This window comes from Pseudomonas sp. G5001 (assembly GCF_013385475.1).
Classification (GTDB): domain Bacteria; phylum Pseudomonadota; class Gammaproteobacteria; order Pseudomonadales; family Pseudomonadaceae; genus Aquipseudomonas.
Genome location: NZ_JACAPZ010000017.1, coordinates 114,504 through 126,680, shown reverse-complemented (window position 1 = coordinate 126,680; position 12,177 = coordinate 114,504). Strand labels below are relative to the sequence as shown.

15 protein-coding genes are annotated in these 12,177 nt (G+C 62.2%); 13 read left to right on the top strand and 2 right to left on the bottom strand.

The genetic code is table 11. The features are described from left to right. On the top strand, positions 1–318 hold the full coding sequence (locus tag HX805_RS15555) for a hypothetical protein (RefSeq protein WP_032899360.1): 318 nt from the start codon (positions 1–3) through the stop codon (positions 316–318). Between the two features lie 39 nt (positions 319–357). On the opposite strand, the gene HX805_RS15550 is transcribed toward HX805_RS15555, so the two are convergent. Next, a complete protein-coding gene (locus HX805_RS15550; protein WP_177035504.1) occupies positions 358–816 on the bottom strand; it encodes a GNAT family N-acetyltransferase in 459 nt (152 codons plus the stop codon). A 92-nt stretch (positions 817–908) separates the two neighbouring features. Between HX805_RS15550 and arr the strand changes: the two genes are divergently transcribed. From arr to HX805_RS15525, 5 genes are all read left to right on the top strand, one after another. Next, complete coding sequence (arr, locus tag HX805_RS15545; RefSeq protein ID WP_023658807.1) at positions 909–1,325, top strand: NAD(+)--rifampin ADP-ribosyltransferase; 417 nt, start codon at positions 909–911, stop codon at positions 1,323–1,325. Between the two features lie 71 nt (positions 1,326–1,396). Further along, entirely contained in the window at positions 1,397–1,603 is a 207-nt protein-coding gene (locus HX805_RS15540; protein ID WP_008435062.1) for a DUF1737 domain-containing protein, read from the top strand. 48 nt (positions 1,604–1,651) lie between these two features. Beyond that, entirely contained in the window at positions 1,652–2,020 is a 369-nt protein-coding gene (locus tag HX805_RS15535; protein ID WP_177039932.1) for a VOC family protein, read from the top strand. Between the two features lie 104 nt (positions 2,021–2,124). Beyond that, positions 2,125–2,547: a hypothetical protein gene (locus tag HX805_RS15530; protein WP_003207738.1), complete on the top strand. Its 423-nt coding sequence runs from the start codon at positions 2,125–2,127 to the stop codon at positions 2,545–2,547. A gap of 132 nt (positions 2,548–2,679) precedes the next feature. Beyond that, positions 2,680–3,081 carry a TonB family protein gene (locus HX805_RS15525; protein ID WP_003207740.1) on the top strand — a complete coding sequence of 134 codons (402 nt, stop codon included), beginning with the start codon at positions 2,680–2,682 and terminating at the stop codon, positions 3,079–3,081. A 138-nt stretch (positions 3,082–3,219) separates the two neighbouring features. On the opposite strand, the gene deoC is transcribed toward HX805_RS15525, so the two are convergent. After that, a complete protein-coding gene (deoC, locus tag HX805_RS15520) occupies positions 3,220–3,900 on the bottom strand; it encodes a deoxyribose-phosphate aldolase (RefSeq protein ID WP_177117017.1) in 681 nt (226 codons plus the stop codon). 143 nt (positions 3,901–4,043) lie between these two features. Here deoC and deoR point away from each other — a divergent pair, with 143 nt between their 5' ends. The 7 genes from deoR (at position 4,044) to HX805_RS15485 (ending at position 12,169) form a co-directional block, all read left to right on the top strand. Beyond that, positions 4,044–4,802 (top strand): DNA-binding transcriptional repressor DeoR, encoded by a 759-nt coding sequence (gene deoR / locus HX805_RS15515; RefSeq protein WP_008435058.1) that lies wholly within the window; start codon positions 4,044–4,046, stop codon positions 4,800–4,802. Positions 4,803–4,973: 171 nt separating this feature from the next. Continuing rightward, positions 4,974–5,948, top strand: a complete 975-nt coding sequence (locus HX805_RS15510) for a substrate-binding domain-containing protein (protein WP_003207745.1) — start codon at positions 4,974–4,976, stop codon at positions 5,946–5,948. Positions 5,949–6,041: 93 nt separating this feature from the next. Then, positions 6,042–7,058 carry a galactitol-1-phosphate 5-dehydrogenase gene (locus tag HX805_RS15505; RefSeq protein ID WP_023658808.1) on the top strand — a complete coding sequence of 339 codons (1,017 nt, stop codon included), beginning with the start codon at positions 6,042–6,044 and terminating at the stop codon, positions 7,056–7,058. Positions 7,059–7,151: 93 nt separating this feature from the next. Further along, positions 7,152–8,672 (top strand): ribulokinase, encoded by a 1,521-nt coding sequence (locus HX805_RS15500; RefSeq protein ID WP_177117016.1) that lies wholly within the window; start codon positions 7,152–7,154, stop codon positions 8,670–8,672. After that, complete coding sequence (locus HX805_RS15495; RefSeq protein ID WP_102606040.1) at positions 8,669–9,655, top strand: sugar-binding transcriptional regulator; 987 nt, start codon at positions 8,669–8,671, stop codon at positions 9,653–9,655. Before HX805_RS15500 ends, HX805_RS15495 begins: the two co-directional genes overlap by 4 nt. Beyond that, a complete protein-coding gene (locus HX805_RS15490) occupies positions 9,648–11,144 on the top strand; it encodes a sugar ABC transporter ATP-binding protein (RefSeq protein ID WP_003207752.1) in 1,497 nt (498 codons plus the stop codon). The genes HX805_RS15495 and HX805_RS15490 overlap by 8 nt, the downstream gene beginning before the upstream one ends. Further along, positions 11,141–12,169: an ABC transporter permease gene (locus HX805_RS15485; RefSeq protein ID WP_003207754.1), complete on the top strand. Its 1,029-nt coding sequence runs from the start codon at positions 11,141–11,143 to the stop codon at positions 12,167–12,169. Before HX805_RS15490 ends, HX805_RS15485 begins: the two co-directional genes overlap by 4 nt. Positions 12,170–12,177: the final 8 nt, after the last annotated feature.

The following is a 12,177-nucleotide window of genomic DNA, read 5'->3' as shown; positions in this document are numbered from 1 at the left end:
ATGGTGGTGGGGGAGTTTTGTGCAATCTACAGCGAGGTGGTAACCGCCAGGCTTGCCCAGACAGGGCATGGTTCATGGGAGGCGTTCGTCCTTCCCGTTGTGCTGATGTGTTTTGCCGGGCTTTGCCTGTTGGGTGCGTATTGGCTGGGGTACGTGGCGGTCGGTGATATCTGGGTCGTCACCGTGGTCTCAGTCACCTCCCTGTTGCTGCTTGAGCCCGTGGTGGTCTGGGCGCTGTTCCATGAAGCACCAGGGCGTGGCGCACTCATCGGGTTTGTCCTCGGCGCCTTGGGCATGCTTGCTACTGTATTGCTTTGACTCCGCCCTCTGGCCCGGCAATCAAACGCCGGGCAATGGTCACAGCTTCATCTTGAAGCCTGTGTGGGTTGGCAAGAACCCCAGGGACTCATAAAACCTATGAGCATCTGGCCGCGTACGATCACAGGTAAGCTGGATCAGTTGGCAGTGGCGCTGACGTGCTTGCTCAAACGACCATTCGAAGAATTGCCGGCCCAATCCGCTCCCACGCATTCGCTCGTGCACGCGGACGGCTTCGATTTGAGCTCGCCATGCGCCCCGATGAGAAATATTCGGAATGAAAGAAAGTTGGAGAGTACCGATCACCTCTTCATCAGCCACAGCGACGGCAAGAAACTGGTTCGGGTCTGCGTCGATGGCCTCAAACGCTCGTGTGTAGGAACTCTGAAGCGGAAGACTGCTATCTTCTCGAACAGCCCCCAGGGAGTCATTTGCCAGCAGCAAAACAATGAAAGGCAAGTCGTCGATACTGGCGCGTCGTATGGTCAGATTCGTCACAACGGTTTCCTGAGGTGCGGTGGTATAGAGGAACCCAGCCGATGGGGGCATTCGCATCCAAACATAACATTCATCCACGGAGCAACGAGCCCATGTCAAATACGGCTGGCATGTTCATCCGTCAGTTCTTTCACGGCACCCGGGCCGACCTGGAGCCCGGCGATCTGATCCGCGTCGGCTACCCGTCCAACTTTACAGAAGGTAAAGCACTGTCCTGGGTTTACTTTGCGGGCACGCTGGATGCCGCCATCTGGGGGGCTGAGCTGGCGCTCGGCAGTGGGCGGGAACGGATTTATGTTGTGGAGCCAACGGGGGCAATCATGGATGACCCCAACGTGACGGATAAGAAGTTTCCCGGCAATCCCACGCTTTCCTATCGCTCCACTGACCCTTTGCGCGTCGTGGCGGAGGTCACGAAATGGCACGGGCATCCGCCTGAACGGTTGCAGCAGATGAAGGACAATCTCGCGCGCTTGAAGGCCGAGGGTCGCGACGTGATCATTGACTGATATCATCGGGCACAAGCCGGCGTCACCCGATCGCCAAGTGGCTTTCCTTAACTGTTCCAGCAGGTGCTCCCATGCAGAATTCCCCTCCTGAAGGCCTACCTACCTATCGGATCCTGACAGGCAAGGACGATGCCTCCTTCTGTCACCGGGTCTCTGAAGCGCTTGCGCTGGGTTACCAGCTTTACGGCTCGCCAGCGGCAACCTTCAATGGCGAGTACGTGGTGGTGGCACAGGCTGTCGTTTGGAACGCCGATAACAACACTACTGTCAGGAACTGACGCGGGCTTGAATTAAGGTGAGTTCTCTCACTCCTGTCAGGTCAAATGATGAAATTCTCTTCTGTTCGTCTCGTTACCAACCACTTTAAACGGCTCGTTCAGTTCTATCACAACCTCTCGACTGTCGAGCCAAGGCACCTGGCTGACGGGTTCGCTGAAATTCACCTCGACGGCGTCGTCCTGGCCATAGCCGATGAGCGCCTGGTCCGCCTTCACAACGATGGACTGGCAGTCGCCGCCAGCAACCGTTCGGCGATCCTGGAGTTTCAAGTGGACGATGTGGAGGCCGTCCTGCTGCGTATCGGTCGGGCTGACGTGGTGATGCCGGTGACGGTCATGCCATGGGGCAACACTTCGGTATTGCTGCGTGATCCGGATGGAAGCCTGGTCAACGTCTTTTCGAGACCTTGCCGCTGAATTGGTCCGCTGTTGTCGCCAGGTTCGGTAGGGTCGATAACGGGTTAAAGTAATCAGCTTAAGCGCCGATCAATTAACATCGATACCGGAATTGGATATTTGACATGATCACGAACGTCAGCAGTCTCGCTTCAGTACCCGCCAACCCAAGTCCGGCCAGCGTCAGCGATAGCTCCAAGACCGAAGACTCTGGAACCTTGAGTCTCAACCCGGACACGGGTGCCAAAAGTGCGCCCGCTGCAGGTGGCGGCCAGGCGGCATCCACGTCGCAGGAGTCCGACACCGTCAAGGCGCTGAAAAAGCAGATTGCGGAGTTGCAAAAGCAGCTTCAAGAGCAGCAGCAAAACATGCAAAAGGCCCAGGCCAGCAATCAAAGCGCAGACGCCAAAGCGGCCGCCGTGGCTGCCGCCCAGGCGCAGATTGCCGCAACGGCAGCTGCATTGCAGTCTGCGTCTTCGGCGTTGTTGCAGGCACTGACTTCCGACGGTGGAAGCGGTACCGGTTCCATCGTCAGTACCACCGCCTGAGAGGCAGATTTGGTTTTCCACAAGAAGCATTCGTGTGCCCACGGGCCATTCTGTTCGACCTGGATAACACGCTGACGCACCGAGCCTTGATTAGCCTCACCTTGCACACCAAACGTCAACGGAACTGCGTTTATGAAATACAGCTGGATCGCACTTGTCTTACTGCTTTGTGCCTGCACGAGCGGCCCCACCCGGGAACAACTGGCAGAACAACGCTTATGGGAATACCAGTTGCTCACTCACCTCAATCACTTCAAGTCGTACCCCGAAGAAGCTCGCCTGCAAGGATTGACCGGCCTGGTCAGGGTTGAATTCGTGGTCGACGCCAAAGGCAACCTGATACGCCACAAAGTCATCAGCCATACAGGTTCGGATCTGTTCGTCAGCGCCGTGGAGCGATTCGTTCCGGCGGCGTCGCCAGTGCCTGCGCCTCCACCCTCAATGCTGCTCAAAGGCGAAATTCAAGTGGTAGCCCCGTTTGTATTCTGCCTGGAGGGCGTGGCCTGCGCCGGCTCACCGCCACGCCGGCTGTAGCTGACCTGCGGATAAATTCCGGGCAAAGAAAAGCCCGCGATGGGGAGCGCGGGCTTAAAGGTTTTCACCAGGAGCTGAGGTGACCATAGGCGCCCGACTGTGAAAGGGGTGTGAAAGGGCGCCAACGCTGCACTCAACTCAGTAGGCGCCCGCGGCCGCCTTTGCGCCGCTGACGATGGCGATCCCGGAGCTGCTGCCCAGGCGCGTAGCACCGGCTTCGATCATCGCCTGGGCCGTCGCCAGGTCGCGCACGCCGCCCGACGCCTTCACGCCTATCTGCGCCCCCACCACGCCGCGCATCAGGCGCACATCCGCCAATGTCGCGCCGCCATGGCCGAAACCGGTGGAGGTCTTGACGAACGCCACGTTCAGCTCGCGGCACAGGCTGCAGGCATGGGTTTTCTGCTGGTCATCCAGCAACCCGGTCTCGAGGATGACTTTCAGCGGCACCGCGCCGCAGGCCGCCAGCACCTGGGCAATATCGTCGCGTACCTGGTCCAGCAGGCCATCCTTCAGCCAGCCGATGTTCAGCACCATGTCGATCTCGCCTGCACCGGCCTCGATCGCAAGCTTTGCCTCATAAGCCTTGGCCGCACTCAAGCCCGCACCCAGGGGGAAGCCGACGACGGCACAGACCAACGGCGCGGAGTCGCGCAGGCATTCGGCGGCCAGCGGCACGTTGGCGCTGTTGACGCACACGGACTTGAAGCCATGCTCGCGGGCCTCGGCGCACAGTTGGCGAATGCTCGCCTGGGAAGCATCGGCGGCCAGCAGGGTGTGGTCGATATAGGCCGCGAGCGGCAACGGGTCAGTCGGCATGGCAAGTGTCCTGTAAGGATGAGGTGCTGGGAAAAGGCGGTTTGTGTTAAGTTGGATGCATTAAATGTGAAATAAATAACATTGTAAATGGAATTTGTGACTGTCCTGATCAAGGGCACGCATTCAACGAGGGTTGGAACGCAGTGGATTCAAAGAAAAGCGAAAGATTTCGGGCCATGCACAAGGCCTTGCAGGGCGAGTCGGCGATTCACTTGCGTGACATGGCCGCATTGCTGGGCGTATCGGAAATGACCCTGCGCCGCGACCTGGCAGACAGCCCCCAGGGCCTGCGCCTGTTGGGCGGGCACGTAACCCGCAGCGGGCCGCCGGAGCCCGATTACCAGGTCGCCGAACAGGACCAGCGCCACGTCGCCGAGAAGCGTCAGATCGGCGTGCTGGCCGCCAGCCTGGTGCGCCCCGGCGACACGGTGTTTATCGATTGCGGCACCACCACGCCGTTCATAATCGAGGCGTTGCCGGATGACCTGGAGTTCACCGCGCTGTGCAATTCCCTCAACGTATTGCTCAAGCTCCAGCAAAAGCCCCACTGCACCATCATCCTCTGCGGTGGCACCTTTCATCGGCGCAACATGGTCTTCGAGAGCCATGCCGAGGCGGGCATCCTGGATGGCATCCGTGTGGCGTGGGCGTTCATTTCCGCGGCCGGCGTCAGCGCCGCCCACGGTGTGACCTGCTACAACCTCAACGAAGTGGAGGTCAAGCGCCGGGTCATGGCGCGGGCGCAGACCTGCGTGCTGGTGGCCGACCACAGCAAGTTCGACGAAGTACGTGCGGCACACTTTGCCGAGCTGTCGGACTTCCAGCGGGTGATCAGCGACCCCGGGCTCGAGGCGGCACAGCAGCAGGTGATCAGGGACAGCGGGGCGATCCTGCTGATCTGACTCAAACAGTATTGTGATTTTTATTTCATTTGTTCGGAATTTAACAAATTGGCCTTGACACTCTCGGGAGCAAGGCATAGTTTTTCAAATGTGATCGCGGTTCACATTTGTGAGCACGGCCTCCCTGAAGGCCGTGCCCGAATCCTGACAACAATAAAAATAGGAATCACCATGCTCCAGATAGCCCGTAAACCTGTTCATGTGCTGGCCCTTGCACTGGCTGTCGCGGCCTCGGCGCTGGCGCTGAACGCCCAGGCCAAGGATCTGAAGATCGGTTTCAGCCAGGTCACCCTGCAATCTCCCTTCTACGTACAACTGCGCGACGGCGCCAAGGCTGCAGCGGCCAAGGGCGGCGACGAGCTGATCTTCCTCGACGCCAACGGCGATATCAGCAAGCAGAACAACGATATCCAGGACCTGCTGACCCGCAAGGTCGACATCCTCATCATCAATGCCGTGAACCCCGACGCCGTGGGCGCGGCCCTCGACGCCGCCAAACGCGCCAAGGTGCCGGTGATTGCCGTCGACCGCGCAATCAATGCCCCGGTCGCCACCACCATTGGCCGTAACAATGCCGAGATGGGCGAGCTGTCCGGCAAGGCGCTGCTCGCCGCGCTCAAGCAGCGCGGTGTGACCAAGGGCAAGATCATCGAGATTCAGGGCGACGCCGGCGGTACGGTGATGAAAGAACGCCGCAAGGGCTTCCACACCGCTTTGGCCGGCACCGACTTCAAGATCATCGACGGCCCCTACAGCGAGTACATGCGCGCCAACGCAGTCACGGCAATGCAGGATTTGCTGCAAGCGCACCCGGACCTCAAGGCGGTGATCGCGCATAACGACGACATGGCCATGGGCGCGCTGCAAGTGCTCACCGAAAGCGGCAAGAAAGACGTCCTCGTGGCCGGGATCGACGGCTTGTCCGAGGCCTTGAATGCCATCCAGAGCGGCGATCAATACGTGGCCACCGCCCTCAACGACCCACGCTACCTGGGCGAGGTCGCCATCGAGGCGGCGCGGGCCCTGGCGGCCGGCAAGTCGGTGCCGAACTTTGTCGACGCCGGCACCCAGGTGGTGACCAAGGCCAACGTGGCCGAGGTCAAGCATGACTCTACCTTCGGCGAATACCGCCCCGGCGCGCTCTGACGGATCTGCGCCGCCACGCTATGGATTTTTGCGGGCACCTCTTGCGGGAGGTGCCTGGTCGAACGCACTCGTCACTCAACAGAGGAATTCACTGTGAAAGCTGCCGTCATGTACCAACCGGGCGATATCCGGGTCGAAGATGTTCCAAAACCTGCGGTCAAGGCCGGCCACGCGCTGGTTCGGGTCGCCGCCTGCGGCGTGTGCGGCTCGGATATCCCGCGCATGCTGAGCAAGGGCGCCCATGTGATGCCGCTGATTTGCGGCCATGAATTCGCAGGCTTTATCGAAGAGATCGGCAGCGGTGTCGAAGGCTATGCCATCGGCGAATTGGTGACAGTGCCGCCGATGATCCCGGACGTCAGCAGCGACCAATATGCCCGAGGCTTTCCGTCCCGCTCGGAGCGCTACGATTACTTCGGCAGCCGCCGCGACGGCGCGTATGCCGAGTACGTCAATGTGCCCCTGAGCAACCTGATCAAGGTGCCCCAAGGCATGGACCCGATTGCCGCGTCCCTGGTGGACCCGGCGGCGATTGCCCTGCATGCGATCTGGAAAGCCGACTTCAAGGCCGGGCAGAGCGGGGCAGTGGTAGGCTGCGGGCCGATCGGCCTGTTTGCGATCCAGTGGCTGCGGATCATGGGGGCCAAGGACATCGTCGCCATCGACATCGCCGAAGAGAAACTCGCCATGGCCCGCGAAGCCGGCGCCACCCACACCCTGCTCAGCGGCGCGGCGGATGCCGAGTTACCCCGTTGCCAACTGGTGATTGAAGCGGCAGGCCATCCCAGCTCGATCAACCAGGCCGTGCAACTGACCAAGGCTGGCGGGCATGTGGTGTTTATCGGCATTCCCACCAGTGACGTGGCCCTCAGCACCGCAACCTTCTCGCACTTCCTGCGCCAGGAAATCTCCCTGCACGGCGCCTGGAACTCGTTCTCGGCACCGTTCCCGGGCGATGAGTGGACGGCCTCCATCGACAAGCTGGCTTCCGGTGAATTGCAGTGGCAGTTCATGATTACCCACGACTTGCCGCTGGATGAATTGCCGGCGATGTTCAAGCGCTATGCCGATCGCAGCGAAGTCGCGGCCAAGGTAATTTTCCGTCCCTGAGCCGCGTCAGCTGTGTGTCGCCAAGCCCGACGACGCTGTGCGTTGCCGGGCTTAAAACAAAAAGCGTTGTTACAAGACGCAGGAGAACTACCGATGACCTTGTTGTTGGGACTGGATTTCGGAACAGGTGGGGTGCGGGCTGGTTTGTATGACCTGCACAGCCACAAACTGGTACACGTCGCCGAGGCGCCGTATGCCACGCAATACCCGCAGTTGGGTTGGGCCGAGCAGGCGCCGGCGGACTGGTGGTCGGCGCTGGGCAAGGCCTGCCGGCAGTTGATGGCCCAGGCCGGGCACCCGCAGGTGGCGGCGGTGTGCGTCGCCACCACAGCCTCCACCGTGGTGGTTGCCCAGGCGGACGGCCAACCCCTGGCCCCGGCGTTGTTATGGATGGATTGCCGCGCCGCTGCCGAGTCGGCTCGCACGGCCCACGTCAGCCACCCGATGATGAACCAGGGCGGTGACGCGGTGGAATGGCTGGTGCCCAAGGCCATGTGGCTGGCCGAGCACGAGCCTCAGGTTTACCAGCGCGCCGAGCGTATTTGCGAGGCCGTGGACTGGATCAACTTTCAATTGACCGGGCGCTGGGTCGCCTCCCAATTGAATGCCAGTTGCAAGTGGAATTACGACACCCTGCAGCAGCGTTTTCCGGTGGAATTGTACGCCGAACTGGGCGTGCCTGAACTGGCGCAAAAACTCCCTCAGGAAGTGATCAAGGTCGGCGGGCGGATCGGCCCTTTGAGCGCCGATGCCGCCAATCATCTGGGCCTGAGCCGCGACACGCTGGTGGCCCAGGGCGGAATCGACGCCCACATGGCAATGCTCAGTGCCGGCACCACTGGCGCCGGCGAGCTGTTGTTTATCGGCGGTACCTCGGTGGTGCAACTGATGCACACCCCGCAACGCATCGACGTACCGGGCATCTGGGGCCCGTACCCCGGCGCCTTGCTCGACGGCCAATGGTTGATGGAAGGCGGGCAAGTCTCCGCCGGTTCGATCCTCAACTGGCTGGCGCAAAAGATGTTCGGCCTCGACGATGCCGGGCACCAGCGCCTGATCCGCCAGGCCGCAGAACTGCAGCCCGGCTCCACCGGCTTGCTGGTGCTCGATTACTGGATGGGCAACCGTACACCGTACCGCTCACCGGACATGCGCGGCGCGATCATGGGCCTGTCGCTGAACCATGACCGGCATGACCTGTACCGCGCCTCGGTGGAAGCGATTGCCCTGGGCTCGGCGAACATCTTTCACACCTGGCGCTCCGAGGGCATCGAGATCACCCGTGTGGTCGCCACCGGTGGTTTCCAGAAGAACCCGTTGTGGTTGCAGGCCACGGTTGATGCCACCGGTGTGCCGTTCGAAATGGTGCCCCACGATAACCTCACCCTGATCGGCACCGCCGCCGCTGCCGCCTGCGCCCTCGGCGAGTTCGGCACCTTGCAGGAAGCGGCCACCGACTTCACCACCATCGGCCGGCTGATCGAGCCCGACCCTTACGCCCACGAGCAATACATCGAGCTGTTGGGCCGCTACCGCGCCGCCACCGACAGCGTCGCGCCCATCAGTTGCAAGCCACCGGCGAACCGCACGCTCGGCGTAAGGCCGGCAGCATGAGCGCCCATCCTGAAGAAACGTTTGCCACGCGGTTGTCGGCCGATTCCCAGCGCGATGACTTGATGGTCCAGGTGGCCAAGCTGTATTACGACCTGGAAAAGACCCAAAGCGATATCTCCCGGGAGACCGGCCTGACCCGCTGGCAAGTCAGCCGCTTGCTGCGCGAGGCGCGGGATTGCGGGGTGGTGCGCATCGATATCGTCGCTCGCTCGGCGCGCTTGCCGCAGCTGGAAGTGGCCTTGCAACGGCGTTTCGGCCTGCGTGAAGCATTGGTGCTGGATGTGGAAGATGCCGACACCGCGCTGAACGTGGTGACCCAGGCCGCCGCCCGTTACCTGTGCAACTTGCAGCCGATGCCGGCGCTGATCGGCGTGTCGTGGGGCCGCACCCTGACCAAAATGGCCCAGTGGCTGGTGCCGCGCTGGAACGAGGGGGTCAACGTGGTGCTGCTGAACGGCGCGATCAATACCCGTTCGATGGGCGAGTCCAGCCATAACGTCGCCGAGCGCTTCGCCCAGGCTGCCCGTGGCCAGGCCACGTTGCTGCCGGTGCCGGCGATTCTCGGGCATGTGCATACCCGCGAGGCGCTGGAGCAGGACCCGGTGATCGCCCAGGTATTGCGCCTCGGGCAACAGGCGCCGGTGGCGTGTTTCAGCCTGGGGGAGTTGTCTGATCATTCGGTGTTGATGGAGTCGGGTTACATCGACCGGCCATTGCTCGAAGAGCTGGAACGCCTGGGCGCCGTCGGCGACATCATGGGCCGCTTTATCGGCATGGACGGTGAACCGGTGATGCCCGAACTCGACGCCCGCACCCTGGGCCTGCCGTTGGCCGCCTTGCGCGACAAGGCCTGGTCCATTGCCGTGTGCGTTGGCGCGCAAAAGCACCGCATCGTCCACGCCAGCGTCAAGGCCGGCTATGTCAATGTGCTGGCCACCGACGCGGCCACCGCCCGCTATTTGCTGGAGCAGGATCATGAGTGAGTTGGCCCTGGATATCCGTCATGTCAGCAAGCGTTTTCCGCCCAATGTGGTGGCGCTGACCGATGCCTCCCTCGACGTTCGGCCCGGTGAGGTGCATTGCCTGCTGGGTGCCAATGGCGCGGGCAAAAGTACCCTGTTGAAAATCGTCGCTGGCGCCCATCGCCCGGATGGCGGCGAGATGTCGGTGGCGGGCCGGCGGGTGGAACTGAAGAATCCGCAACAGGCGCGCCAGGCCGGGATCGCGATGATCTATCAGGAGCTCGACCTGATCCCGCAGATGACCGTCGAAGAGAACCTGATGCTCGGCTATGCGCCCCAGCGCTTCGGGATTATTTCCCGGGGCAAGCGCAGTGCGTTGGCCAAGGCCGCACTGTTGCGGGTCGGGGCCAACTTCTCGAGTTCCGACCGGGTGGGCAGCCTGTCGATTGCCAACCAGCAATTGGCGGCCATCGCCCGGGCACTGACCTGTGAGGCCCGGCTGGTGGTGATGGATGAGCCTTCGGCGGCGCTGAACGAGACCGAACTCAAGCGGGTGTTCCAGGTGATTCGCGAGATCACTGCGGCGGGTGTGGCGGTGCTGTATGTCAGCCACCGCTTGAATGAAATTCGCGAGATCGGCGACCGGGTCACGGTGCTGCGTGCCGGGCGAACCCTGCAAACCCACGAGCTGGCGCAGATCGACGACCAGGCGCTGATCGCCGCCGTGGTCGGCGAGCACCGCGACCTGCTGGAACGCAGCCCGCGTCAGGCGCCGCGGGACAACCTGGCGCTGAATATTCGCCGCCTTCAAGGCGAGCAGGGCCTGGACGTGCAGGGGCTGGAAGTGCGCCAGGGCGAAATTGTCGGGCTTGCCGGGCTTAACGGGGCAGGGCGCAGCACGTTGCTCAAAGCCTTGTTTGGCGTGGGGCGCAACGACAGCGATGTTGAACTGTTTGGCCAGCCTTATCAGCCGCAAACTTCGCGCCAGGCGATCCGCCAGGGCGTCGGGTTGGTGCCGGAAAACCGCAAGACCGAAGGCCTGCTGCTGGATGCGCCGATCTACCGCAATGCCTGCCTGGTGCACACCCGGCACTTGAACTGGTTTTCCCATCGCCAGGCCAAGGACCGCGCCGGCCCGGTGCTGCAGCGCTTGCAGACCAAGCTCGACAACCTTGAGCAACCGGTACGCCAGCTCTCCGGCGGCAATCAACAGAAGGTGGTCATGGCCAAGTGGGTGATCGACGGCGCGCGCCTGTTGCTGCTGGACGAGCCCAGTCGTGGCCTGGATGTCGGCGCCAAGGCCGACCTCTATGCCCTGGCCCGCAGCCTGGCGCAGGAAGGGGCGGCGGTGCTGGTCGCCAGCAGCGAGCTGGACGAGTTGTACGTCAATTGCGACCGCATCTGGGTGATGCATGAGGGGCGCAACGCGCTGTGTTTCGACCCCTTGACTGCCAGTCGCGACCAGATCGACCAGGCCATCCTTATCGGTAGAACGAGTGTAGAACCATGACTATTGCAAGCAACCCAAGCCCGGTTTTCGATAAGCCCGTCACCCTCACCAGCCGCCGTCGCAGTGCGGTGCTGGAGTGGGTGATGCGCTACAACTTTGTGTTCATTTTCCTGTTTGCGGTGGTGGTGGCGACGTTCCTGTCGGACGACTTCCTGACCTTCGGCAACATCGCCAACCTGTTCCAGCAGGGGGCGATTGTCGGGATCATCGCCATCGGCATGACCTTCGTTATCCTTACGGCCAATATCGACCTGTCGGTGGGCAGCCTGTGTGCCTTCGGCGGGATCCTGGTGGCGGTGCTCCTGCAGCAGCAGGTCAGCGGCTGGCTGGCGGTGCCGGCCACGTTGCTGGTGGGACTGGCCATCGGCACCTTGATGGGCAGCCTCACGGTCTTTGGCAAGGTGCCGAGTTTTATCATCACCCTGGCCGGGCTGGTGTCGCTGCGCGGGGCCACCTTCCTGGCATCCGACGGTGCGCCGATTGGCGGATTGCCGGCCAGCTTCACCTCGTTCGGCTCGGCCATGATCGACATCTGGCCCAGCGCTGGCATTGCGTTTCCGGTGCTGGGGCTGATCTTTATCCTGATCACCGTCATCGCCTGGCTGGTGCTGCGCTACACGGTGTTTGGCGAGTATGTGCTGGCCACCGGCGGCAACCTGGAGGCTGCGCGGCTGTCCGGCGTGCCGGTGCGGGCGGTGACGATTGCGGTGTTCGCCATCTGCGGCGGCCTGGCAGCATTCGCCGGCTTGTTGATGACCTCACGCCTGCACGTCGGCCAACCGACCGCAGCCCAGGGGCTGGAACTGGATGCAATTGCCGCCGTGGTGCTGGGTGGCACCAGCCTGTTCGGCGGGCGCGGCAGCGTGGTAGGCACGGCGGTGGCGGTGATGCTGCTGCAGGTGTTGCGCAATATCTTCAACCTGCTGGGGCTGGGCTCGTTCTACCAGATGGCGATCACCGGGGTGATCATCGTGCTGGCGATTTTGCTCAACCGCTTGATCGACCATTACGCCGGGCGCACCTGAGGACACCG

Excerpts from the sequence above, each read along its gene's own strand:
- HX805_RS15485 (WP_003207754.1), top strand. The coding sequence starts at position 11,141 with ATGACTATTGCAAGCAACCCAAGCCCGGTTTTCGATAAGCCCGTCACC.
- HX805_RS15490 (WP_003207752.1), top strand. The coding sequence starts at position 9,648 with ATGAGTGAGTTGGCCCTGGATATCCGTCATGTCAGCAAGCGTTTTCCG.
- HX805_RS15540 (WP_008435062.1), top strand. The coding sequence starts at position 1,397 with ATGCAGAATTCCCCTCCTGAAGGCCTACCTACCTATCGGATCCTGACA.
- HX805_RS15530 (WP_003207738.1), top strand. The coding sequence starts at position 2,125 with ATGATCACGAACGTCAGCAGTCTCGCTTCAGTACCCGCCAACCCAAGT.
- arr (WP_023658807.1), top strand. The coding sequence starts at position 909 with ATGTCAAATACGGCTGGCATGTTCATCCGTCAGTTCTTTCACGGCACC.
- HX805_RS15535 (WP_177039932.1), top strand. The coding sequence starts at position 1,652 with ATGAAATTCTCTTCTGTTCGTCTCGTTACCAACCACTTTAAACGGCTC.
- HX805_RS15500 (WP_177117016.1), top strand. The coding sequence starts at position 7,152 with ATGACCTTGTTGTTGGGACTGGATTTCGGAACAGGTGGGGTGCGGGCT.
- HX805_RS15510 (WP_003207745.1), top strand. The coding sequence starts at position 4,974 with ATGCTCCAGATAGCCCGTAAACCTGTTCATGTGCTGGCCCTTGCACTG.
- HX805_RS15495 (WP_102606040.1), top strand. The coding sequence starts at position 8,669 with ATGAGCGCCCATCCTGAAGAAACGTTTGCCACGCGGTTGTCGGCCGAT.
- deoC (WP_177117017.1), bottom strand. The coding sequence starts at position 3,900 with ATGCCGACTGACCCGTTGCCGCTCGCGGCCTATATCGACCACACCCTG.
- HX805_RS15555 (WP_032899360.1), top strand. The coding sequence starts at position 1 with ATGGTGGTGGGGGAGTTTTGTGCAATCTACAGCGAGGTGGTAACCGCC.
- HX805_RS15525 (WP_003207740.1), top strand. The coding sequence starts at position 2,680 with ATGAAATACAGCTGGATCGCACTTGTCTTACTGCTTTGTGCCTGCACG.